Origin of the sequence: Photobacterium sagamiensis, assembly GCF_050337085.1 — a bacterium.
Classification (GTDB): domain Bacteria; phylum Pseudomonadota; class Gammaproteobacteria; order Enterobacterales; family Vibrionaceae; genus Photobacterium; species Photobacterium sagamiensis.
On the sequence record NZ_JAKJSP010000022.1, the window covers coordinates 1 to 24,539 of the forward strand.

A 24,539-nucleotide genomic window follows, 5' to 3' on the forward strand; every position below is an offset into this window, starting at 1 on the left:
ATATTAAAAGAGCCGAGATTATATTAAAAGAGCCGAGATTAAAGGTTCGAGAATCGAGTTCTAGAAACTCGAAACTCTCTACTCGTCTCTTAGGAATAATTCCCTTTTAGTTCAGTTGGTAGAACGCCGGACTGTTAATCCGTATGTCGCTGGTTCAAGTCCAGCAAAGGGAGCCAATTCGTCTTTAAGCGTAAGCTTGAAGACAAAAAAATTAGTGTGCCGACTTAGCTCAGTAGGTAGAGCAACTGACTTGTAATCAGTAGGTCACCAGTTCGACTCCGGTAGTCGGCACCAGTTATAAGAAAACCTCATCATTCGATGAGGTTTTTTTTTTACCGGTACAATCTTATTCCCTCACCACCCCATAATTGCTTATATTATTGTTTTTTAGCAAGTTACCATGAGCCAAGTTTCATCCATGGCTTATCATTTAGTCTTTCAGGATAGAATTATTCTGTACTAAGTATTGATAATGACATCAAAATAAAGAAAATAGATTGGTCATCGCGATATACTGCCTGAGCACATAACTATCTGAACAATTCAGAACCTCTCAACAGTGCAGGATAAGCCGCAAATGCTTTATCCGTGGTTCTCTATGCGGATAAGCTTGCAACACAATCACGGTGCACTGACTGACTCCCTTTGGGTCACCACATATAACAAGAACAGGTTGCTGGAAATAATAATGGCAAGCATAAAACTATCCGTGGAACGACTAACCGAAGGTTTATATGTCAAACTTCCACTGCAATGGACAGATCACCCTTTTCTACTGAACCATTTCAAAATAAAAGATCAGCAGCAGATCCGCTTAATTAAAAATCTGGGCGTTCAGTACGTTTATCTGCTCCCGGAAAAAAGTGATGCCACTCCGCTTGAACCTGATGCACCTGTCGAATCAATGTCTGAGCAGGAAAGTCAGTTTTTAGACAAGCAAGCGGAAAAATTATGGCAAGAAAAACAAGGCCGGATTGAGCGCCTTAAAAACTACAAACGTAAGATCCATCGTTGTGAAAAGAATTTTGATCGCTCAATGTCGCAATTGCGCGCTATCGTCAGCAAAATCCAGAGTCGGCCATTAACCGCCATTAAGGAAGCTGAATTTCTGGTTGAAGGTATGGTTGATGCCCTTATGGAGTCTGACAACGTCGCACTGCATCTGATGAACGATAACAAAGAGTGTGAAGATATTTACTTTCACTCTCTTAATGTCGCAACCATGTCGATGATGTTAGCGAAATCGAGTGGTATACCGGCCGACGAGATCAAGACGATAGCCCTGGGGGCCCTGTTCCATGATATGGGTAAATTAAAAGTCCCGACAGCTATTGTTCGTAAAACAACGCCACTGACGGCACCAGAAGAAAACTATCTCAAGCTTCATACCAAATACAGCCTGGATCTGGCAAATCTGGCGAAGAATTTTCCGCAAGGGGCAAAATACATTTTATCCCAGCACCATGAATTACTTGATGGCAGCGGCTATCCGCAACAACTAAAGGGCAACGAGATTGATTTAACCGCCCAGTTAATCGGGGTGATAGATGCCTATGATAATCTCTGCCACCCGCAGGATCCGAGCACAACACGTATTCCGAATAATGCATTGTCATACTTATTCAAAAATAAAAAGGCGCAGTACAACAGTGACTATCTGGCACTGTTAGTTCGCTTGATGGGGATATACCCGCCAGGCAGTGTGGTGCAATTATCAAATCAGCAATTGGGGTTAGTGATCTCGGTTAACTCTGATCGCCTGCTGTACCCCAATGTCCTGATCTACGATCCGTCGGTCCCTTCTAATGAAGCGCCCATTCTGGATTTGGAAGAGAGTAATTTGAAAATTGAACGGGCTATTGCACCGAACAAACTGCCGGAAAACGTGTATACGTACTTAAATCCACGCGTGCGTATTTCCTACTATTTTGATCCGGACGATTAAGACTAACAGGGATAATCCTGACGACATAAAAAAGCCCCTTGCGGGGCTTTTATTTTAATATCTTAATGACTTACCAACTAAACATCTCTTTTATCCCGGCTGCGGGCTTATTGCCTTGGCACTGCTCTTTCAGCTTTGCTTGCTGATCCCATACAGGCAGCGATTGCTGACCTGCACAGTTCATCTCTAACGTCCCATTTGACTGCCTGTTATACTTCACTGTCGTAATTTTCTTCGGCCAGGCTAAACGTAATACTTCGGGGCTGCGACGCTGTAAATAATGGCTATACAAACGCAATGCCCCAGCCGAGCCTGTTAAATTGACCGGTTTGTTATCATCGCGGCCAACCCAGACCGTCACCACTTCACGCCCATCCGCGCCCGCATACCAGCTATCCCGGGCTTTATCGGTCGTTCCGGTTTTACCCGCCAGTGTTGCCCAGCCAAATTGAGGTTGCAGAAAGCGTGCTGTCCCCTGACTGACGACATTTTTCATGCCATAGGTTGTCAGCCATGCGGCTTGCTCTGGCACCGCCTGGGCAGCTTTAGGGTAGCCCTGATAAAGTAAATTACCCTGCAGATCGACCACGGCACGTAACGCGGTCAGCTGCGCTTTTCGACCGCCACTGGTTATCGTCTGAAACATCTGGGTAACTTCAAAGGGGGTTAAGGTAAATGCCCCTAACAATATTGATGGCAGTTTCGGGATCTCATTACGATCGACGCCTAGCTGAGTCATGGTTTCAATCACCTGGCCTAATCCCACCTGCAGGCCGAGATTCACGGTCGGGACGTTGAGTGATTTAGCTAATGCATAATACAGCGGCACCTCACCACGGAACTTACGATCATAGTTTCGCGGCTTCCATTGCGTGCCTTTGCTGCCTTTTAACATGATCGGCTTATCATCGATGGTACTTGCCAGCGAAAAGCGCTCCGGCTGGCGTAAGGCCGCTAAATAGACCGCTGGCTTCACCAGTGAACCAATCTGGCGACTGGCATCGAGCGCACGGTTAAAACCCGCATAACCCGGCCGGCTGCCACCGATCATCGCGCGCACTTCACCAGACAGGCGATCCACCGCCACCAGTGCCGTTTCCACCTTGACCCCGGCCTTTTTATTCAGCTGCGGTATCATTGCTGCCACCGTTTTTTCTGCTTCTTGCTGAGACAGCGGATCTAAAGTGCTGAAGATACGCAAACCAACCCCAGGGGTAAATTTATCGCCCACTTTCTGTTTCAGTTCACGCTGTAACTGCTGAAAATATGCAGGCTGACGCGTCGCAATCATTGGCTTCGCCTGCAGATCTAACGGACGAGAAGCGGCTTGCTCATATTGGGTTCCGTTTAAAATACCGTTATCCATCATCAGACGCAGTACCAGATCACGGCGCTGACGAGCACGCTCCGGGTTACGCCATGGATTATAGTATGACGGCCCTTTGATCAGCCCCACCAGCAAGGCTTGCTGATCAATCCGCAATTCCTGAATTGGACGGCCAAAGTACAGCCGTGCCCCCAGTGCAAAACCATGGACTTCCTTCGCCCCGGCCTGACCGAGATAAATTTCATTCAGGTAAGCTTCCAACACCCGATCTTTACTGTAGCGATAGTCAATGATCAGCGCGATACCGGCTTCGCGCAGCTTGCGCCATAAGCTTCTTTCCCGGGTCAGAAACAGGTTTTTAGCGAGCTGCTGAGTCAGGGTACTCCCCCCTTGTACGGTACGTCCGGCTTTCAGGTTAGCGAATAAAGCCCGCCCGATCGCCAGCGGAGAGACCCCTTCATGATGATAGAAATCCCGATCTTCCGTCACTAATAACGCATCGACCAGTATTTCAGGAAATTGCTCGCGGGGTAAAAAGAGTCGCTGTTCATCACTGGAAGAAGCCAGCATACCGAGCATTTTCGGCTCAATGCGAACATAACCGAGCTGCTTCTGACTGCCGGCCTGGTGAATACTTTTCAGCCCGCCCTGATCAAATGTCAGCATCACATGGCGCTGGCCTTCATGGCCATCGTCAAATTCAAACGGGCGCCGGATCAATTCAATCCGGGTGGAAGATGATGAGTATTCCCCAATCCGTTGCGGATTTCTGACTTTATGGTATTGCAGCAGATCCAGCTCGCGCCTGACCTCTTCTAACGTAATGGCCTGACCCGGTTGCAACGTCAGTACCCGGCCATAGACCACTGCGGGTAAATTCCATAACTGACCGTCAAACTTATCGCGAACGATCATATCAAGGTAGATCCCAATCACCACCAGTACGGCGATAACCGCAATCGTCACTTTCAGACAAAAGCCTGCCAGCCACTTCAGCCAACCCGGCTTTTGCGGTCGTTTCTTAGTCGTCGTTTTTTTCTTCGAACGCGTTGTTTTCGCCGCCCGTTTCTTGGCTGGCGTTTTAGCCGGTGATTTGCGCCGCGTTGTAGCGGGCTTTTTCGGCACCGGCGTTTTTGGCCCTGCCTGTTTTGCTCCAGACACTGCAAGGTATAGAGGCAACTTAATCATAATTAGTCAACTATGGTGAATCCCAAAAAATAGCAATAGCTCATAAGCACTTAACGTTATAAATATTTTTTCGTTTTTCGCGTCGGCTCATGGTGTGCCGGATCATCCGGCCATACATGCTTAGGGTAACGCCCTTTCATCTCTTTTTGCACATCGCGGTACGATCCTGACCAGAAGGCGGCCAAATCCTGAGTGATTTGTAGCGGCCGTTGCGCGGGTGACAGCAGTTCAAGCACTAAAGCGATACGTCCATTGGCAATCTGAGGCGAGGTTTTTTCTCCGAACATCTCCTGCATTCGTACCGCCAGTACTGGTGGTTGTCCGGCGAGGTAACGGATCGGATAGCGAGAGCCGGTGGGTACCTGGTAATGGGTAGGCAATGCCGCTTCTAAGGCTTTAACTTGCTGCCAGCCTAAACGTGCTTCTAACGCCGCACACAGATCCAGCCTGGCGACCGCCTTGAGGGTTGTCATACCCGTCATAAATGGCAGCAACCACTGCTCAGCTTCTGCTAACAACGTTACTTCATCCATTGCAGGTAAAGCCAGCTCAGGAAGCCACTGTGTCGCACAGCGGGCGCGAATCAGAAGACTTTCTGCTTTGCTATTCCATGGCAATGCAGTCAGCCCTTTGCGCACAATCGCATTAAGTAAGGCTTCGCTGGCTTTAGCCGGATCCGGCTCTGCCAGCAACGTCCGCTGCAGAATGAGTTTGCCACAGCAGAGATGCTTTTCCGCCGTTAAACGGCCTTTTTTATCATCCCAGTCCAGCCACTCCCGCTCGGTAAATAAATGCGGCAATATCGCTTGTAAACGGTCGCTATCCGCGGCTACCGCTGAAAAGATCCGGCTGTCACCCTGACGGGTTTTCACCACATCCGCCACCACCAGCATCATTTCTGCGGCCATTGGCTCATCGGCAGGCAACATTGCCCCCTGTCCATTTGCCAGCTGATAACGTCCGTCACGACCGCGGGATCGCGCGATACGATCCGGATACCCTGCCGCCATCAATGGCGCGATCCAGTCTGCATCAACAACCAGTGAAGAAGGCAGACGAACGGTTAATGGGCCTGATTTGATGAGTTTGGTTAAATGTTGCCGAGCCCGTTGTTGATACTGTCCGGAGCGTGGCAATTTACCGCTCTCCAGTAAATTCAACTGAAAATGCAGATCCGGACTGGCCATGCCTCGTGGCGGATCTTCCAGCAATGCCACCAGCATCGCGGCTGTAGACATCGCGGCACTACCCTGCGGCTTCGCCATCACCAGCATCGCAGCATGGCGCGGATCAGCCCCTAACGATTGGATCTGCAGGCCCGTTTCCGTCAGCTGGCAGCGTTCATCCATTGCACCAAGCTGCTGCAATAAACGGCGAGATTGCGCCAGAGCCTGGGCTGGCGGCAGATCTAACCAGCATAAGTCACCGGCATCCTGGCATCCCCACTGTGCCAGCTCCATCGCTAACGACGTTAAGTCAGCCCGTAAGATTTCAGGCTGCGGGGTAGCGGGCTGGCGGGATAACATCTCTTCGCTGTAAAGGCGCAGGCAAATACCCGGTTCAAGACGCCCCGCACGCCCGGCACGCTGCTCGGCGGAAGACTGGGCAATACGCACCTGCTCTAGCCGGCTGATCCCGGTTTTAGGGTCCCATTGGGCAATACGCTCTAAACCGCAATCCACCACCAGCCGAATACCTTCAATGGTTAAGCTGGTTTCAGCAATATTGGTTGCCAGGACGACTTTTCTCAGGCCTGCCGGTGGCGGGGCTATCGCTTGCTGCTGCTGGCTGATATTAAGCTGGCCGTACAGCGGACTGACCATAATATTCGCACCAACCCTGTCAGTCAGCCGCTCAGCCAACCGTTTAATCTCACCGGCTCCGGGTAAAAACACCAGCATCGAGCCAGATTCACTATCAAGCAGCTTAAGGATTTCGCGGGCACAACTATTTACAAAGGCAAAAGCATCAGACTGCTGATAGCTGTCATTGAGCGTCTTATAGCGATACTCAACCGGAAAACACCGGCCTTCCGATTCGATATAACCAGCATCTGGCAGTAACCCGATCAGCGCATCGGCATCTAAGGTTGCCGACATCACCAGCAGCTTCAAATCATCACGCAACGCTTCTTGTACTTCCAGTGCTAAAGCGAGGGCTGTATCAGCATGGACACTGCGCTCATGAAACTCATCAAAAATAAGCAGATCAATGCCTTCCAGTTCAGGATCTTGCTGCAACATTCGGGTCATCACCCCTTCTGTCACTATCTCCAGCCGGGTTTCTTTACTGATTTTGGTTTCGCCCCGAACACGTAAACCCACCGTCTGGCCAATCCGTTCCCCCAGCAGCGAGGCCAGATAACCGGCAATATTTCTGGCAGCCAGACGGCGCGGTTCAAGCATCACAATACGGCCGCTGAAACATCGGTTTTGCAGTAAAACCAATGGCAGACGGGTTGATTTACCCGCACCCGGTGGGGCTTTAAGGATCAATTGAGAGCGGGTCTCAAGTTCATTGAGCAGTGATGAGAGTACGGCATCAATAGGCAGCTGTGACAATGTTAAAACCTTGTGTCATGATCAAATGAGACTGAAGCCATTGTACAAGATATCGGGGCCAAATGAGTGACATTACTGAACGGCTATTTTTCGCATTAGATTTACACCATAACGGTGTCAACCAATCCAGTTTTCGTCAGCTTTGCCAGTTAAAGCATGATCTTCAGTGTGATGGACGGACCGTTCCGGAACGCAATCTACACATCACGCTAGCCTTTCTCGGATCCGTCACGGCAGAGCAGAAACAAACCCTGATCAACAGCACCGGCGAACTCACGTCTATTCCGGCATTTTCTGTCAGCTACTCTCAGCTCACTTACCGAAAACGCAATAAAATTATCTGGCTGGACAGTGAAAATCTGCCCTCCCCCTTGTTAACATTGGCTGCAGAGCTAAAGCAACTGGCTATCGAAACCGGCCTGAAACAGGAGGAGAGGCCATATCGTCCCCATATCACACTGAAAAAACAGGTCCGCCACCCACCGCTGTCATTGCCCGAGCCCCCAGATTTAAACTTTGATTTTCGACACTTTGGTCTGTATATCTCTGAAGCTATACAGACGCCTCATGGCTCGGGTGTACGTTACCGCTGCCTTCAACAATGGCCGCTATCGCAACCTGACAAGGAATCCAAATGAAGTTTGCTCCTCCGTTACAATCCGCTACGCTTATCAAGCGATATAAACGCTTTCTGGCCGATATAGAGTTGCCTGGCGGAGAAATCTGTACTATCCATTGTGCTAATACCGGTGCCATGACAGGTTGTGCCGAGCCAGGCAGCACGGTGTGGTACTCAACATCCGATAACCCTAAACGAAAATACCCCCATAGCTGGGAATTAACCGAGACTAAAGCCGGTCATTGGATATGTGTGAATACTGCGCGAGCCAACCGCCTGGTGGAAGAGGCGATAAACAGGAATATCATCACAGAATTACAAGGTTATTTATCACTCCGAACGGAAGTCAAGTATGGTAGCGAAAACAGCAGGATAGATATTCTATTAGAAGCTGAAGATAAACCCGTTTGCTACATTGAAGTAAAAAGTGTCACTTTATTAGACAATGGCCGGGGGTATTTCCCCGACTCTGTGACCACCCGGGGTCAGAAACACCTGAGAGAATTGGCCGAAGTAGCCCTAAATGGTCAGCGTGCAGTGCTTTTTTTCGCTATTTTGCATTCAGGGATTGAAAATATCGCTGCGGCACACCATATAGACCCGGACTATTATGATTTAATCAAACAGGCAGAACAGGCCGGCGTTGAGATCATCTGTTATAAAGCGACACTAAGCCAGGATGAGCTCATATTAACTGACTGTATAGATTTTCACCGACAAAGCTGAAAAATGATGCATTCTTCACATTGGTGTAAAATTGAATATATACAGCAATTGCCACACATGACCCTTTCTGCTATAGATACCGCCCAAAATTAACCAGTGACGGTTATTAGGTATATTAGGAGATGCTATATGCCAGAGAGCAACGTTAAAAAATCGCTAGGCATCCTGGCTATTGCTGGGGTTGAGCCGTATCAGGAAAAAGCCGGCGAAGAATATATGGGTGAAGCTCAGCTAGAGCACTTCCGTAAAATTCTTGATGCCTGGCGTAACCAGCTTCGTGAAGAAGTTGATCGTACTGTTAACCATATGCAGGATGAGGCCGCGAACTTCCCGGATCCAGTAGACCGCGCCGCACAGGAAGAAGAGTTTAGCTTAGAGCTACGCAACCGTGACCGTGAGCGTAAGCTGATCAAGAAGATTGAAAAAACGCTTCAGCGTATTGAAGACGATGACTTCGGTTTCTGTGATTCATGCGGTGTTGAGATCGGTATTCGTCGCTTAGAAGCGCGACCAACCGCCGATCTGTGTATCGACTGTAAAACACTTGCAGAAATCAAAGAAAAGCAGATGGCAGGCTAATACCTCAGGTATTATTCGGCGACTGACTTTAAGAAGGAGCGAAAGCTCCTTCTTTCATTTATACCGCGGCAAGTTAGTTTTATAAAACTCACATCAATCGTATTAAACAGCTGAAAGTTAAGTAGTTAATTAATACGATTAATGTTACTCAGCCAATTTCCACGACTGTTGCGTCCATTTCGGTTTCGCCCTCCATCTTGAGCGAAATCATCAGGCGTGAAGAGTGACAATTTTTATTTGTTTATGAACACTGACATTCGCTACGTTGGCCGTTTTGCTCCCTCGCCGTCAGGGCCACTGCATTTCGGCTCCCTGATTGCCGCTTTAGGCAGCTATTTACAAGCCCGCTCACAACACGGGCAATGGCTGGTACGCATTGAAGATCTTGACCCTCCCCGGGAAATACCCGGTGCGGCAGACGATATCCTGCGTACGTTAGAAGCTTATGGCTTAACCTGGGATGGCGAAGTGATGTATCAAAGCCTGCGTCACGACGCTTATCAGGCACAAATTGATGCCTGGTTAAGTGATCACACCGCTTACTACTGTCAATGTACCCGTAAACAAATTAAACTTGCCAGTGGCTTATATCCAGGTACTTGTCGCGAACTCAACTACCTCGCAACCCATTGCTCGGTTCGACTTAAAGTTGACACACCGATCACTCACTTTATTGATCAATTACATGGCCGCATCGAGATCCCGGCAGCACTGGCGCAGGAAGATTTCATTATCCGTCGTCGTGACGGCCTCTATGCGTACAACTTAGCCGTCGTACTTGACGATATTGAACAAGGTGTGACCGAAGTGGTTCGTGGTGCTGACTTGATTGAACCGACCGGGCGTCAAATCAGCCTGTATCGCCAGTTAAAGCAACCTGAAGTCAGTTATCTGCATTTACCCCTTGCCGTGACCGACAATGGGAATAAGTTATCCAAACAGAACCATGCACCGGCCATTGATAAAGACCACCCCAAACCGGCTTTAATAAATGCCATGACCTTTTTGGGTATGGCTCCACCGGCTGATTTAATCAATGCCAGCATGACTGAAATTTTGCAGTGGGGCGTTAATAACTGGGGTATTGATAACCTGCCTCAGGCCACTGCGATCACACTAGCATTCTAAAATGGCTCGCCGTGATATATCATATGCGGCTGTTTGTTGAACCAGATGCACGAAAATGGGGTGTATTATCTTTAATCGAGTAGCCAGCTTTTGCCGTAAAGTATTGAATCGCGACAGTAGTACGCGCGTCAATGAGGAACCAACCTTGCAAATTTTTCAACGCCAAGAGCATGGCATTTCCCGTAACGCTATCAGCGAAAATGCGCTGAAGGTACTTTATCGCCTGAATAAAGCGGGGTTTGACGCCTACCTTGTCGGGGGAGGCGTACGTGATATTTTACTAAACAAACAGCCGAAAGATTTTGATATCGCGACCAACGCCACGCCGGAAGAGATTAAACATCTGTTTCGGAACTGCCGTTTGATTGGTCGTCGCTTCCGTCTGGCGCATATTCTGTTTGGCCGTGATGTGATTGAAGTTGCCACCTTCCGTGGACACCACTCCGATCCCCAAAGTAAACCTGACGTCAAAGCTAAACCCGACGTCAAAGATAAACAAGATGCCAAAAGCAAGCAGCAGATTTCCTCACAAAGTCAGGAAGGCATGCTGCTGCGTGATAATGTCTACGGCACCATTGATGAAGATGCCGAACGTCGCGACTTCACGATAAATGCCCTGTACTACAGCATCAAAGATTTCACCGTACGCGACTACGCCGACGGGATCCATGATCTGAACAATCGTATCATTCGCCTGATGGGCGACCCTGAAACCCGTTACCGTGAAGATCCCGTCCGTATGCTGCGGGCCGTTCGCTTTGCCGCGAAACTGGATATGGACATTGACGCCACAACTGCGGCGCCGATTGAGCAGCTTGCGCCATTGTTACGTGATATCCCTTCTGCTCGCTTGTTTGAGGAAAGCCTTAAACTATTGCAAGCCGGCCAGGGGCTGGAAACATACAAGTTACTACGCCAGCACAACCTGTTCCAGCAGCTGTTCCCGATCCTCACTGATCACTTCACAGAAGATCACAGCAGCCAGACAGAACAGATGATTGAACACATTCTGGCCGCTACTGATGCGCGTATTGCCAATGATCAGCGGGTTAACCCTGCGTTTATGTATGCCGCCATGCTGTGGTATCCGCTAACGACCCGAGCTGAAGAAATTTCATTTGCCAGTGGCTTAGCCTTCTACGATGCCTTTATGGTAGCTGCAAACGATATTTTGGATGAGCAGGTCCGGAGTATTGCGATCCCACGCCGCCACACCACCACTATCCGTGATATCTGGCAGCAGCAACTTCGCTTCAACCGCCGTACCGGCAAGCGTGCTTTCAAAACCTTGGAGCACCCTAAATTCCGTGCATCCTATGATTTCCTGGAAATGCGCGGACAGTTTGAAGGCGATGATATTGCGGCGCTGGCCAGCTGGTGGAATGAATTCCAGAATGCTGAACGCGCACAATGCAACAAGATGGTGCAGCAAGTTAATGAGGGTAGCGGCAGTCGTCGTCCTCGCCGCCGTCGTCCGCAGCAGCGCAAGAAACCACAAGCTAAGTCATCATCATGATTCGAGCTTATATTGCCATAGGCAGTAACCTGGGTGATCCTGTCGCCCAGGCCAACAGCGCTATCACGGCGCTGAAACAGATCCCGGACATTGAGGTTGTTGCTGTTTCTTCACTCTACAGCAGCACCCCGATGGGACCGCAGAATCAACCGGATTACATCAATGCCGTGGTCGCCATTGACACGTCATTATCCCCGCTGAACTTACTGGATAAAACTCAGGCCATCGAACTTGAGCACGGCCGTGTCCGCAAAGATGAACGCTGGGGGCCAAGGACTCTGGATCTCGACATTATTTTATATGGCGATCTAGTGCATCACTGTGAACGTCTGACCGTTCCACACTATGGAATGAAAGTACGTGAATTCGTACTTTATCCTCTTGCCGAAATTACCCCTGATTTGATTCTGCCTGACAACACAACATTGCAACAACTGTTAGCTCAGGTAGACCGCAATGGCTTAGCCATTTGGCAATCGTAAACCATTGTTCAGGGTGAGGGAGAAACTATGAAAAAGATAACAATCAACGACCTGATGAAATGGAAGCAAGAAGGTCGTAAGTTCGCGTCTGTAACAGCCTATGACGCAAGTTTTGCTCAGTTATTTGAGCAGCAGGAAGTTCCGGTTTTACTGGTTGGTGATTCTTTAGGAATGGTACTGCAAGGTAAACCTGACACTTTGCCTGTCAGTGTAGAAGATATCGCCTACCACACCCGCTGTGTACGTGCTGGCAGCCCGAACTCATTACTGATGGCTGATATGCCATTTATGAGCTACAGCACCCCTGAGCAAGCTTGTGAAAGCGCCGCTGAGCTGATGCGTGCGGGTGCCAACATGGTCAAGCTGGAAGGCGGATCCTGGTTGGCCGAAACCGTTACCAAATTAACTGAACGTGCCGTGCCGGTTTGTGCCCACTTGGGCCTGACTCCACAATCAGTCAATATTTTTGGCGGTTATAAAGTGCAAGGTCGTGACTCCGACCACGCTGAGCAAATGGTAAAAGATGCTATCCTGTTGAAAAATGCCGGAGCACAAATCATTTTACTGGAATGTGTTCCTGCGAGCCTGGCAGAACGCATCACCAAAGCGGTAGAAGTGCCGGTGATTGGTATCGGTGCCGGTAATGTTACCGATGGCCAGATCCTGGTTATGCACGATATGTTTGGCATTTCAGCTAATTACATGCCGCGTTTTTCAAAAAACTACCTGGCCGAAACCGGTGACATGCGTACCGCAGTGACTAAATACCGAGAAGACGTTGAGGCCGGGGTTTTCCCAGGCCAAGAGCACACCTTTGAGTAAGGAATAAAAGATGCAAACATTCGCCGAGATCGCCCCGCTCAGAGAGCAGATCCGCTTATGGCGTCGTGAAGGCCGTCGTATCGCTTTCGTTCCAACCATGGGCAATCTTCATGACGGTCACCTGACTCTGGTGCGTAAAGCCCGTGAGCACGCGGATGTCGTTGTTGTCAGTATTTTTGTTAACCCGATGCAGTTTGACAAAGCTGATGATCTGAATAACTACCCCCGTACCCTGGAAGATGATCTGGCGAAACTGAACGGTGAAGGTGTCGAGCTGATATTTACACCAACGCCAGAGATCATGTATCCACAAGGATTAGATAGCCAGACCTTCGTTGATGTACCCGGCTTATCGCAATTACTTGAAGGCGCATTGCGCCCCGGTCATTTCCGCGGTGTTGCCACTGTCGTGACCAAGCTGTTTAACATCGTTCAGCCAGACGTCGCCTGTTTTGGCGAAAAAGACTTTCAACAACTGGCCCTTATCCGCCAGATGGTGACAGATATGGCGATGGACATTGAGGTTATCGGTGTACCGACGGTGCGTGAAATGGATGGCCTGGCAATGAGCTCTCGCAATGGTTACCTGACCGTTGACGAACGTCAACGCGCGCCGGTACTCGCCCGTACCATGCGCTGGATCAGCAGCCAGATGCGCGGTGGCCGTACCGATTATGCAGAGCTTATCGTTGATGCCAATGATCAGTTGCGTGCAGGAGGCCTGCAACCTGATGAAAGCTATATCCGTGATGCCGTAAACCTGCAAGCTATCACCGAGGAAACTCAGCAGGCGGTGATCCTGATGTCAGCGATTCTGGGTAAGGCTCGTTTGATTGATAACCAGGTTGTCGATCTGACGCCGCCGCAACCGGCAGCTGCAGAGTAACCAGCTAGCTGGTTCTGATTAGCAAAAAGGCCCTGCTCGATGAGCAGGGCCTTTTTTGATCGCACCGAATAGACTTTTCCTCCCCCTTCCCATGTAGCTGTTCAGCTCTAAGCTATTTCGTTCAAGAGCAAAGAGAAAGCGCAGAGTTTATAACTATAAATGAGCACTTTCGATGCCGGTATTGGGCGAAATAGCAATGAGATGAATAGTTACTACGAGCGGAGGCCGATACCGCGTGATATCAGATAATGAGCAAAACCATATAAAAGCGCGATGAAGACGGTTAATACAGCAAACGATGTGCCGATCCCGACATCAGACACCCCTAAGAAACCATAACGGAATGCATTAACCATATAAACTATCGGGTTGAGCTTCGATACCCCCTGCCAGAATTCCGGCAACAGGCTGATCGAATAAAACACCCCGCCGAGATAGGTCAGTGGCGTTAGCACAAAGGTCGGAATAATGCTTATATCATCAAATGTTTGGGCGAACACAGCATTGATCAGCCCGCCCAGCGCAAACACAATCGACGTCATCAGCACCGTCGCGACAATCACCCCAAAGTGAGCAATATTCAGATCGACAAACAGCAGTGAAACGACCGTCACGATAAAGCCGACGATCAAACCACGCAGTACTCCGCCACCAATGTAACCGGCAATAATGACGTAATTCGGCACTGGGGCAACTAACAGCTCTTCAATATTATGTTGAAACTTGGCACTGAAGAATGATGAGGCCACATTCGAATACGAGTTAGTGATCACCGACATCATGATCAGGCCAGGTACGATGTATTCCATATAGCTGAAGCCATTCATCTCACCGATACGGCTCCCGATCAAGTTACCAAAGATAATGAAATACAGCGTCATCGTGATCGCTGGCGGCACCAGTGTCTGCACCCAGATGCGGGTAAAACGGTGTACTTCTTTGGTGATCAGACTTTGAAAAGCAATCCAGTACTGCTGCCTCATGATCGCTCTCCTTTACTTTGAGCCACCAGAGTGACAAACAACTCTTCCAGCCGGTTGGCCTTATTACGCATTGAAACCACGTCAATGCCTTGTGCTGTTAATTGGGCAAACACCTGATTCAATCCGGCCCCTTTATGAATATCGATCTCCAGGGTGTGGTTATCCGGCATTTTCCAGTTCACCACATCAAGCTGTGGTTTATGGCCATTGAGTTGAATATCCAGAATGAAGGTTTCCACTTCCAGTTTGCCGAGCAGATCTTTCATGGTGGTATGTTCAATCAGCTCACCATGATTAATAATGCCAATATTGCGGCATAACATTTCCGCTTCTTCAAGATAGTGAGTGGTCAGAATAATGGTCACCCCCTGACGGTTGATCTCTCGCAGGAATGTCCACATTGAACGACGTAATTCAATATCAACCCCGGCGGTTGGCTCATCCAGGATCAATAGCTTCGGTTCATGCATTAATGCACGGGCAATCATTAACCGGCGCTTCATTCCCCCCGACAGGTTACGCGCCCGCTCATGGCGCTTGCCCCATAAATCAAGTTGTGACAGATACTTTTTAGCCCGCTCCCTGGCTAATGATTTTTCAACACCGTAATAACCGGCCTGGTTAACCACAATCTGCTCCACCGTTTCAAACGGATTGAAGTTAAACTCCTGCGGCACCAGACCCAGCTGATTTTTTGCTTCAACCAACTGGGTATCCAGATCATAGCCAAAGACCTTCACACTGCCTGATGTCTTGTTAACTAACGAACTTATTATTCCTATTGTGGTCGACTTACCGGCACCATTAGGGCCTAGCAGCGCAAAAAAATCACCCTGCCCGACAGATAAACTCATATTTTTCAGCGCATTAACGCCGCCTTTATAGGTTTTACTTAAACTTGAAATTTCTAATGCGTTCATAAAATGCAACATAGATGTTAGAAAAATTACAACTAATCCGATTTGCTATCAGCCCAGCTTGTGTATAGTAAGGAATCTATCAGATTAAGGCATCATCATGACAGATATTAAGCAGTTATTCGCAAATAATCTCTCTTGGTCAGAGAACATTAAGGAAGAAAAGCCAGAGTTCTTTTCTCATCTGGCAGAAGCACAATACCCGGAGTATCTCTGGATTGGTTGTTCTGATAGCCGGGTTCCGGCAGAGCGCCTGACCGGCCTGGATTCAGGAGAATTGTTTGTTCACCGTAATGTGGCCAACCAGGTCGTCCACACCGATTTGAATTGTCTCTCTGTGGTGCAATATGCCGTTGACGTCCTGAAGGTCAAACATATTATTGTCTGCGGCCATTATGGTTGCGGCGGGGTGACAGCCGCCATTGAAAATCCGCCCTTAGGGCTGATCAATAACTGGCTGTTGCATATCCGTGATTTGTATTTAAAACATCGCAGTGATCTGGGCGCATTATCCCGTGAAGAGTGGGATAATAAATTATGTGAAATCAATGTTGCCTCGCAGGTCTATAACCTGGGTAATTCCACCATCCTGCAACAGGCCTGGGAACGTGGTCAGGATATCAAAATTCATGGCTGGATCTACGGGATCGACGATGGCGTCCTCCGGGATCTTGGCGTCAACGCAACCAGTCGGGAAAGTCTGGAAGTCACCTACCAAGCTGCCATGTCAGCACTACTCGCACCGAAAGAATCATAAGCCAATAAAAAAGCGACCTCTGGTCGCTTTTTTAGAATAACGCTTTACGCTGTCATTAGTATTAATCTTCCAGCGGTACAACTTTACCAATGTAAGGCAAATGGCGGTATTTCTGTGCGTAGTCGATACCCACGCCGACAACAAACTCATCAGGGATCACGAAACCAAACCAGTCAACCTTCACGTCCACTTCACGGCGCTCGGGCTTATCAAGCAGAGTACAGATACGGATAGAGTTTGGCTCACGCAGGGACAGAATTTCGCAAACTTTATTTAAGGTATTACCGGTATCGATAATATCTTCCACCAGCAGAACATCTTTACCTTTGATGTCATCATCCAGATCTTTCAGGATACGGACATCACGGTTACTTTCCATTGTATTGCCGTAACTTGATGCAGTCATGAAGTCTACTTCATGAGGAAGTTCAATGGCACGCGCCAGATCGGCCATAAAAATAAAAGAACCTCGTAACAAACCGACCATCACAAGGTTTTCAGAGTCCTTGTAACACTCGGTAATTTGCTTTCCTAACTCTTTTACTCGTGCCTGAACATCCTGCTCAGAAATCATTACTTCAACGGTATGTTTCATCTTTTTCTCCATCAGTACGACCGCACCAGCCGCCTGTAGGCTACATATCACACAGAATCCATATTCTAACACTCATTCAACGTAATAGTTATTTTATAGATAGTGTCAATTATTCGATACACTTCACCCAAGTAAAATTTGATGCATATCAGTTGCTGCTGTAAAGTTATACAAAAATAGAAACACATAAAACTTACAAATACTTACGGCTAGGGAACAAGCAACTATGGATACGATAGTAAAAAAAACGCGCACTCGTTTGTCTCCGGAAAAAAGGAAACAACAACTTCTCGATTTTGCCTTAGATGTCTTCGCCCGACGTGGTATTGGCAGAGCAGGACATGCTGATATAGCTGAAATGGCAAACGTTTCGGTTGCCACGGTGTTTAACTACTTCCCTACCCGAGAAGCATTAGTTGAACAGGTGCTTGTTCAGGTAGAAAACCGTTTCAGCCAACTGCTGGCGCAATGCCTGGAAGACCAAGATAAGAGTCTTCACGCCCGTTTAACCGGAATTACCCATAATCTCATTGATGCCGTTATCGAACAGCAAGACTGGCTGAAGGTATGGTTTGAGTGGAGTACATCGGTACGCGAAGAAATCTGGCCGCAGTATATAAGTGGCAACAAAAGCAGCCTGAAACGTGTTACTGAAATCTTTGCCCAAGGGATAGAAAATGGTGAAATAGCGGCAGATAAAACGCCTGATGATCTGGCACATCTGCTGCACGGCATTTGTTATATTCTTTACCTTCAGACAAATCGCCATCCGGATCTGGACAAAATGCGTGAACAGGCACAAAGCTATCTCGACACCGTCTATCCGGCGTGACATATTTAATCAGACTTAAATACTCTATTAAAAAGGCCAACATCATGCTGGCCTTTACATATCAATCAAACCTTGCCACCACTAGCAGGCGGTGGCAAATACCACTGGATCATGCGGTTCAATGTTGACCGCAACTTTATCGCCAATCTGAAGGATCAAGTGTGAATTGACCACTAAACTATGGCCCTGGAAATCCACCGTATAACGGCAATTATCACCCATGAACTGTTGCTCGGTGATCACCCCTTCGCCATTATTCTCTCGTTGCACTTTTAAGTTCTGCGGACGCAATAACCACTCAACATTCGTATCCTGGCGATACTGATGGTCAGCTTTAAATTCAATATCACCGAATGGCGTAAATAAATGACTGTCATTTTTCACTGTCGCAGGCAGGTAAGAGCCCGTGCCTAAGAACTCTGCAACAAAACGGCTGCTTGGGCGGTAATACAGTTCAGTCGCGCAACCAAATTGTTCAATCACACCATTATTCATTACCGCTAAACGATCGGCAAAAGCAAACGCTTCCTCACGACTGTGAGTCACGAAAATCGCGGTTACACCTTGCGCTTTAAAGATCCGGCGAATGTCGCGGATCAAGCCATGGCGCACCTGAGTATCAATATTCGAAAACGGCTCATCCAGCAAAATCAGATCAGGCTCGCACGCTAATGCACGGGCAATCGCGACCCGCTGTTGCTGCCCGCCCGACAACTGATGCGGATAGCGGTCATCGAGACCGGTTAAATGAACCAACTCCAGCATTTCCTGAATTTTTGCCTTAACCCGTGATTGCTCCCAGTCTCGCAGGCCAAATGCAATATTCTCAGCCACGGTCAGATGCGGAAATAACGCATAATCCTGGAAAATCATTCCAATATTACGCTTTTCTGGCGGTAACCAGGTTGTGGCATCAACAATGGTTCGGCCGTTGATATGTATCTCACCACTTTCCAATGGCAACAAGCCGGCTATCGCCTTGAGCAAGGTTGTTTTACCACAACCACTCGCCCCCAGCAGGCAGACGATTTCATTATCTTCGACAGGCAGTGAGAGATTCTGTAATACCGCCTGGCCGTTATAGCGGCAAGTTAAGTTATGAACGGATAATGCACTACTCATCAGTGTTTCTGCTCCAAAGAACGGTTAACCATCACCAGTGGGATCAAGCCAACAAAGACCAATAAAATCGCAGGCAGAGCCGCAAGCTCTAACTGTTCATCTGAGGCGAAGTTAAAAACATAGGTTGCTAATGTCTCAAAGTTAAAAGGGCGAAGCAGCAAGGCGGCATTCAGCTCTTTCATTGATTCAATAAACACCAGCAAACCCGCAATCAGGCAACCGCGACGGATCAGCGGTAAATGCACGCGACGCAACATGGCCGTCGAGGCATAGCCCATGGTTTTCGAAGCCATGTCTAATGACGGCGGGATCTTGGCTAAACTGCTTTCAATGCTACCAATAGCCACCGCGGCGAAACGAACAACAAAAGCAAAAATAATGGCGAACATGGTCCCGGAGAACACCAGTCCCGGGCGGCCTAAATCAAGAAAACGTGCCACATCATTCAACAGATGATCAGCCGATGTCAGCGGGATCATCACGCCAATCGCTAACACCGTACCCGGCACCGCATAACCCAGTGATGCCATCCGCGTCGGCACGACAGAATATTTATGGCCATCCAGTCGGTGGTAAAAGTTAACAATCAAAGCCAGAACAACAGCAAACAAAGCCGCGACAAGCGAAACAAATAAACTGTTTAAACTGTACTGCTGGAATTCAGCCGTCCAGCTCTTTGCAAAATAGTGCCAGGCATAATAAGCCAGCTGCGTTAGAGGAAAAACAAAAGCAAAGCCCACCAACCCCCAACACCACACCATCGCCAGCCATTTTTTCATGCCCGATAGCTGATAGCGCACATCGTCACCATGCTCAAATTGCTGCTGGAAGAGTTTCTGTTTACGACGACTAAAACGCTCGGCGCTGATCAGCAGAAAAACCACCAGCAGCATAATGGCTGATATTTTAGCGGCCGCATTTAAATTTGAATAACCCAGCCAGGTGTCATACACCGCAGTGGTCAACGTATTCAGCGCAAAATAGCTGACGGTTCCGAAGTCACCCAGCGTTTCCATTGCAACCAGCGAAATAGCAACCGCAATTGACGGGCGTGCTAAAGGCAGTGAAATACGACGGAAACTTTCCCATGGCGAGCAACGCAACAGTCTTGCCGATTGCAGCAAGGTGACACTTTGCTCCATAAATGCCGTTCGGGCTAACAGGTAAATATAAGGATAGAGAACCAATGCCAGCACCAGACAAGCACCGCCTAACGAACGGATATCGGGAAACCAGTAGTCATGAATGCTTTGCCAACCAAAAAAGTCACGCAGAAAAATTTGTACCGGCCCGGCATAATCAAACCAGTCGGTGTAGATGTAACCAACAATATACCCTGGCATTGCCAGTGGCAGTACCAGGGCCCACTGGAGAATTTTTTCACCAGGAATACGACACATCGCCATGATCCAGGCCGAAGGCAAACCGAAAACCAGAGCCAGTACGACGGTACCTGTTACCAGCCAGAAGGTATTGGCGGTATAGGTGCCCATTACCGTACTCATTAAATGGGAGAACACCTCATCGGATTCTCCCATCGCGGTATAAAAGATAGCTAAAATGGGAAAAACCAGCAGCAGAGATAAGACCCAGCCACTGGTTTGCCAAAACATATATTTTTCTTTCATTGCCTACTACTTACTACCCTTTGCAACAAATTGATGGTCTCTGCACAACACTGACTCAGACTTTAAACTCCTCGCTATACCCTGCAATTTTTGCCAGATAGTGATGCTATTTTTCAAGTGGGTGAAACTACCTCAGCTCTTTGGAAAAGATACCTGGCTTTAAACAAAACTCGCTTAAAACAAAAAAGGGGCTTTATGCCCCTTTCTTTTACAACTTACAGATCAAACTTCACTTCATCCAGAAGCTTGATGGCTGCACTGTGGTACTCAGCCACTTTTTCCAGCGATAGCTCATCAGCATTGAAGTCACCCCAGGAAGCCACCAGCTCAGAACGTTTCACGCCTGCTTTTACCGGGTACTCATAGTTAACTTCTGCATACATTTGCTGTGCTTTATCGTCAGTCAGGAACTCCATTAACTTCTGGGCATTTTCTTTGTTTGGCGCGTATTTCGCCATTGCCATACCACTGACGTTAATGTGGGTACCGTTAGCTTTCTGACCCGGGAATTCAATGAAAACAGACTCAGCCCACGGCTTTTGCTTCTCGTCGTTGATCATCTTGCCAAGGTAATAGCTGTTACCAATCGCCAGATCACACAGACCTTCTTTAACCGCTTTCACCTGAGCGCGATCGTTACCTTGTGGCTTACGTGCCAGGTTGGTTTTAAAGCCTTTCAGCCACTCTTTGGCTTCCGCTTCACCGTAATGGGCGATCATCGATGAAACCAATGAAACATTGTACGGGTGCTTACCAGAACGGGTGCAGACCTTACCTTTCCACTCAGGGTTCGCCAGATCCGCATAATCAAACTCAGCAGGCAGGTGACCGACACGATCACGGGATGCGTAAACATTACGTGTACGTAGCGTCAGGGCAAACCACTCATCTTCAGAGTCGCGGTATTGTGCCGGAACGTTCGCTTCAATGACTTTGCTATCGACAGCTTGCACAAGGTGCTTATCTGCCAACTCAACCAAACGGCTGATATCGGTTGTCAGAACAACATCTGCCGGGCTGTATTCTCCTTCTTGCTGCAGCTTCTCGGTCAGGCCTTTTTTTGCAAACTTTACATTTACTTTAATGCCCGTTTCTTGAGTGAACTCTTTGAACATAGGTTCAACCAAAAAAGGCTGGCGGTAAGAGTAAACATTCACTTCTTCGGCAGCAGTTGCTACCTGAGGTGCAGCCAAACCAAACAGAATTGCCGAAGCCAACAGCTTTTTCATCGATTAAATTCCCCAAATGCAAAGTGTAATGATAATAGTTATCAATATCGATCAATTATACTGAAGCACTTCGACAAAACAATGCGCAAGAACAAAAAAATCAAAAAAAACGCTGCCAACTGGCAGCGTTTTCTTAAAGGTGCGTTATAGATATATGTTACTTGATGCTCATTGCTATAATAGTCATTAGCTCAAAGTCAGCGAGGTCAATAGCACTCCCTATACCGCTATTGGCCTCGCTGACGAAGAGATAAAAGTGAATTTATTTCACGCTGACGAACTCTGGATAAGCATCAATACCGCAGTCATGTAAATCCATACCTGCCAGCTCTTCTTCTTCCGTGACCCGAATACCCATGGTCGCTTTCAGTACGGCCCATAACGCAAGGCTTGCCCCGAATACCCAGCCAAAGATAACCACGGCACCGAGTAGCTGAGCGCCAAACGTTGCATCCGCATTGCTAAATGGCACCACCATCAGACCAAAGAAGCCACACACACCATGAACTGAAATTGCACCGACCGGATCATCAATTTTTACTTTATCCAAGGCGATGATGCTGAAGACCACAAGTGCGCCGGCAACCAGACCAATGCTCACTGCAGCCATCGGTGACGGTGATAAAGGATCCGCGGTGATAGCAACCAAACCCGCCAATGCGCCGTTTAACACCATGGTTAGATCCGCTTTTCCCCAGGTTGTTTTACATACCGCTATCGCCGCAATCGCACCGGCAGCAGCCGCTGCGTTAGTGTTTAAGAATATCTGACCAACCGCTGTGGCATTTTCAAAGTCAGATAACATCAGCTGCGAACCGCCGTTAAAACCGAACCAGCCGAACCATAGAATGAATGTACCCACTGTTGCCAATGGCATGTTTGAACCTGGGATCGGGTGAATTGCACCATTCTTACCGTATTTACCTTTACGAGCACCTAGCAGTAATACCCCCGCTAAAGCCGCTGCGGCACCTGCCATGTGAACGATACCGGAACCCGCAAAGTCGCTGAAACCTGCTTCAGACAAAAAGCCGCCGCCCCAGGTCCAGTAACCTTCCATCGGGTAAATGAAGGCCGTAAAAATGACAGAGAAAAAGAGGAACGACCATAGTTTCATACGCTCGGCAACGGCGCCGGAGACCACAGACATCGCGGTAGCAACAAATACCACCTGGAAGAAGAAATCAGATTCCAGCGAGTGGTCTGCCCCTTCAGCCTGGCTGCCAATTAAGGCACCAATTGATGGTAACCAACCACCTTCACCATTATCGACGTACATGACGTTATATCCGACAATCAAGTACATGGTGCAGGCGATCGCATACAAGCAAAAGTTTTTAGTCAGAATTTCAGTGGTGTTCTTAGATCGCACCAGACCCGCTTCAAGCATGGCAAACCCGGCCGCCATCCACATCACCAGCGCCCCTGACATTAAGAAAAAGAATGTATCGAGTGCGTAACGCAGCTCAGTTACCGTCGTTGTTAATTCCATTGTCGTCTTCCCCTATAACCACTAGATTTGTATTTATTCCATTAAGCCTAAAGTGCTTCGATGTCTGTCTCACCAGTCCGGATACGGACCGCATGGTCCAGGTCATAGACAAAGATTTTGCCATCACCAATTTTCCCGGTTTGTGCCGCTTTAGTGATTGCCTCAACAATGGCATCAATGTTCTCGGCCTGAGTCGCAATCTCCAGCTTTACCTTCGGCAAAAAATCCACCTGATATTCGGCTCCGCGATATAGCTCGGTATGTCCTTTCTGACGGCCGAAACCTTTGACCTCAGAGACTGTCATCCCCTCAACGCCAACATCCGATAACGCTTCACGAACATCATCCAGTTTGAAAGGTTTAATAATTGCGTTAATCAATTTCATCGCCTGCTCCTTAAATTCAAATTCCTTCTGATTTACACAAGTTTATTAACAAGCTTTATGCCAAGTTTTAAAGTTCATTAAATTCAGCAGCTTAAAAAAACACAGGAGAAGAAACGAAAAAGGCCGCACCGATATGGTGCGGCCTTTTCACTGAAAGGATGCAAAAAAGAAGAGAATTATGGAAACCTCTTAAAAGCGAGTCACGAATGCACGCCAGGCATGCAATACCTGCTCAAGATCTTCAAATCCACACAACGACATACTCTCTTCGTCATAAAAGTGCATGTCTTCTTCAAACTCATCATCTTCTTCTGAAAACATGCAGTTAGCCTGTACTAAAGCTTCGTTATCCTGCAGTACCAGTGAGAGATCTTCACCCAGCAGACGCCATTCTTTGGTGCTATTTTTTAGCGCACCAATCTGGGCCTCAATCATATCCATCTTGTCAAAGTCTTTACCGACTTCTTCCAGCAACCAGCGCCCCAGCGCTTCATGGCCCATGGAAAAAATCACATGATAGCTACCGTCCAGGGTATTTTTCTTAAATTCGTAGTCCATAGCTATCCTCAAAATCTGGTAATGTAATGTGTGTTGAAGTTCGCACATTTTCAGGATCTGATTCAAGATTGCAACTGAATGCGACCATTGCCCGATAAATTGTTGAGCATGCCATGGAGATCATATACCCAAGTGACTTCAAGATGCAGGATTCAGAGTGAGTTCAGCGAGTTCAATTCAAGAAAAATGAGCACAGGAATGGTTGCCCCTTTCAAGCTCATTTGACGCAGAAGTGGGCACGCTGACTCACTCCCAAAGGGC

General features: G+C 48.1%; 22 protein-coding genes and 2 tRNA genes. 13 read left to right on the top strand and 11 right to left on the bottom strand.

What is annotated here, in order from left to right; translation table 11 throughout:
* Window positions 1-100 precede the first annotated feature (100 nt).
* The 3 genes from L4D76_RS10810 to L4D76_RS10820 all read left to right on the top strand — a co-directional run bounded on the left by L4D76_RS10810 (window position 101) and on the right by L4D76_RS10820 (window position 1,945).
* A tRNA-Asn gene (locus tag L4D76_RS10810) sits at window positions 101-176 on the top strand.
* 42 nt (window positions 177-218) lie between these two features.
* Window positions 219-294 (top strand) — tRNA-Thr (locus tag L4D76_RS10815).
* Window positions 295-688: 394 nt separating this feature from the next.
* Window positions 689-1,945 (top strand): cyclic di-GMP phosphodiesterase, encoded by a 1,257-nt coding sequence (locus tag L4D76_RS10820; protein WP_428440915.1) that lies wholly within the window; start codon window positions 689-691, stop codon window positions 1,943-1,945.
* Between the two features lie 70 nt (window positions 1,946-2,015).
* Here the strand turns inward: L4D76_RS10820 and mrcB are convergent, their stop codons facing one another.
* Window positions 2,016-4,460 carry a penicillin-binding protein 1B gene (gene mrcB, locus L4D76_RS10825; protein ID WP_428440916.1) on the bottom strand — a complete coding sequence of 815 codons (2,445 nt, stop codon included), beginning with the start codon at window positions 4,458-4,460 and terminating at the stop codon, window positions 2,016-2,018.
* A 56-nt stretch (window positions 4,461-4,516) separates the two neighbouring features.
* A complete protein-coding gene (hrpB, locus tag L4D76_RS10830) occupies window positions 4,517-7,021 on the bottom strand; it encodes an ATP-dependent helicase HrpB (RefSeq protein WP_428440917.1) in 2,505 nt (834 codons plus the stop codon).
* 62 nt (window positions 7,022-7,083) lie between these two features.
* Here hrpB and thpR point away from each other — a divergent pair, with 62 nt between their 5' ends.
* The 8 genes from thpR (at window position 7,084) to panC (ending at window position 13,779) form a co-directional block, all read left to right on the top strand.
* Window positions 7,084-7,659 carry an RNA 2',3'-cyclic phosphodiesterase gene (gene thpR, locus L4D76_RS10835; protein WP_428440918.1) on the top strand — a complete coding sequence of 192 codons (576 nt, stop codon included), beginning with the start codon at window positions 7,084-7,086 and terminating at the stop codon, window positions 7,657-7,659.
* Window positions 7,656-8,366, top strand: coding sequence for a DNA/RNA nuclease SfsA (gene sfsA, locus L4D76_RS10840; protein ID WP_428440919.1), 711 nt, complete (start codon window positions 7,656-7,658; stop codon window positions 8,364-8,366). Before thpR ends, sfsA begins: the two co-directional genes overlap by 4 nt.
* 129 nt (window positions 8,367-8,495) lie before the next feature.
* A complete protein-coding gene (gene dksA, locus L4D76_RS10845) occupies window positions 8,496-8,945 on the top strand; it encodes an RNA polymerase-binding protein DksA (protein ID WP_428440920.1) in 450 nt (149 codons plus the stop codon).
* Window positions 8,946-9,200: 255 nt separating this feature from the next.
* Window positions 9,201-10,073 (top strand): tRNA glutamyl-Q(34) synthetase GluQRS, encoded by an 873-nt coding sequence (gluQRS, locus tag L4D76_RS10850; RefSeq protein WP_428441034.1) that lies wholly within the window; start codon window positions 9,201-9,203, stop codon window positions 10,071-10,073.
* Window positions 10,074-10,128: 55 nt separating this feature from the next.
* On the top strand, window positions 10,129-11,589 hold the full coding sequence (gene pcnB / locus L4D76_RS10855) for a polynucleotide adenylyltransferase PcnB (protein WP_428440921.1): 1,461 nt from the start codon (window positions 10,129-10,131) through the stop codon (window positions 11,587-11,589).
* Window positions 11,586-12,071, top strand: a complete 486-nt coding sequence (gene folK, locus L4D76_RS10860) for a 2-amino-4-hydroxy-6-hydroxymethyldihydropteridine diphosphokinase (protein WP_428440922.1) — start codon at window positions 11,586-11,588, stop codon at window positions 12,069-12,071. The genes pcnB and folK overlap by 4 nt, the downstream gene beginning before the upstream one ends.
* 27 nt (window positions 12,072-12,098) lie before the next feature.
* On the top strand, window positions 12,099-12,893 hold the full coding sequence (gene panB, locus L4D76_RS10865) for a 3-methyl-2-oxobutanoate hydroxymethyltransferase (protein ID WP_428440923.1): 795 nt from the start codon (window positions 12,099-12,101) through the stop codon (window positions 12,891-12,893).
* A 10-nt stretch (window positions 12,894-12,903) separates the two neighbouring features.
* Entirely contained in the window at window positions 12,904-13,779 is an 876-nt protein-coding gene (gene panC, locus L4D76_RS10870) for a pantoate--beta-alanine ligase (RefSeq protein WP_428440924.1), read from the top strand.
* A 212-nt stretch (window positions 13,780-13,991) separates the two neighbouring features.
* On the opposite strand, the gene L4D76_RS10875 is transcribed toward panC, so the two are convergent.
* On the bottom strand, window positions 13,992-14,762 hold the full coding sequence (locus tag L4D76_RS10875) for an ABC transporter permease (RefSeq protein ID WP_428440925.1): 771 nt from the start codon (window positions 14,760-14,762) through the stop codon (window positions 13,992-13,994).
* Window positions 14,759-15,682, bottom strand: a complete 924-nt coding sequence (locus L4D76_RS10880; RefSeq protein ID WP_428440926.1) for an ABC transporter ATP-binding protein — start codon at window positions 15,680-15,682, stop codon at window positions 14,759-14,761. The genes L4D76_RS10875 and L4D76_RS10880 overlap by 4 nt, the downstream gene beginning before the upstream one ends.
* Window positions 15,683-15,779: 97 nt before the next feature.
* Between L4D76_RS10880 and can the strand changes: the two genes are divergently transcribed.
* A complete protein-coding gene (can, locus tag L4D76_RS10885; protein WP_428440927.1) occupies window positions 15,780-16,436 on the top strand; it encodes a carbonate dehydratase in 657 nt (218 codons plus the stop codon).
* 61 nt (window positions 16,437-16,497) lie between these two features.
* Here the strand turns inward: can and hpt are convergent, their stop codons facing one another.
* Window positions 16,498-17,031, bottom strand: a complete 534-nt coding sequence (gene hpt, locus L4D76_RS10890) for a hypoxanthine phosphoribosyltransferase (RefSeq protein ID WP_428440928.1) — start codon at window positions 17,029-17,031, stop codon at window positions 16,498-16,500.
* Between the two features lie 226 nt (window positions 17,032-17,257).
* Here hpt and L4D76_RS10895 point away from each other — a divergent pair, with 226 nt between their 5' ends.
* Window positions 17,258-17,863, top strand: coding sequence for a TetR/AcrR family transcriptional regulator (locus tag L4D76_RS10895; protein WP_428440929.1), 606 nt, complete (start codon window positions 17,258-17,260; stop codon window positions 17,861-17,863).
* A gap of 81 nt (window positions 17,864-17,944) precedes the next feature.
* On the opposite strand, the gene L4D76_RS10900 is transcribed toward L4D76_RS10895, so the two are convergent.
* The 6 genes from L4D76_RS10900 to L4D76_RS10925 form a co-directional block, all read right to left on the bottom strand.
* Window positions 17,945-18,985, bottom strand: coding sequence for an ABC transporter ATP-binding protein (locus L4D76_RS10900; RefSeq protein WP_428440930.1), 1,041 nt, complete (start codon window positions 18,983-18,985; stop codon window positions 17,945-17,947).
* Complete coding sequence (locus L4D76_RS10905; RefSeq protein ID WP_428440931.1) at window positions 18,985-20,613, bottom strand: ABC transporter permease; 1,629 nt, start codon at window positions 20,611-20,613, stop codon at window positions 18,985-18,987. The genes L4D76_RS10900 and L4D76_RS10905 overlap by 1 nt, the downstream gene beginning before the upstream one ends.
* Window positions 20,614-20,828: 215 nt before the next feature.
* A complete protein-coding gene (locus L4D76_RS10910; protein ID WP_428440932.1) occupies window positions 20,829-21,842 on the bottom strand; it encodes a Fe(3+) ABC transporter substrate-binding protein in 1,014 nt (337 codons plus the stop codon).
* A gap of 262 nt (window positions 21,843-22,104) precedes the next feature.
* Entirely contained in the window at window positions 22,105-23,334 is a 1,230-nt protein-coding gene (locus L4D76_RS10915) for an ammonium transporter (RefSeq protein WP_428440933.1), read from the bottom strand.
* A gap of 47 nt (window positions 23,335-23,381) precedes the next feature.
* Complete coding sequence (locus tag L4D76_RS10920; protein WP_428440934.1) at window positions 23,382-23,720, bottom strand: P-II family nitrogen regulator; 339 nt, start codon at window positions 23,718-23,720, stop codon at window positions 23,382-23,384.
* A gap of 189 nt (window positions 23,721-23,909) precedes the next feature.
* On the bottom strand, window positions 23,910-24,278 hold the full coding sequence (locus L4D76_RS10925) for a YacL family protein (protein WP_428440935.1): 369 nt from the start codon (window positions 24,276-24,278) through the stop codon (window positions 23,910-23,912).
* Window positions 24,279-24,539 lie beyond the last annotated feature (261 nt).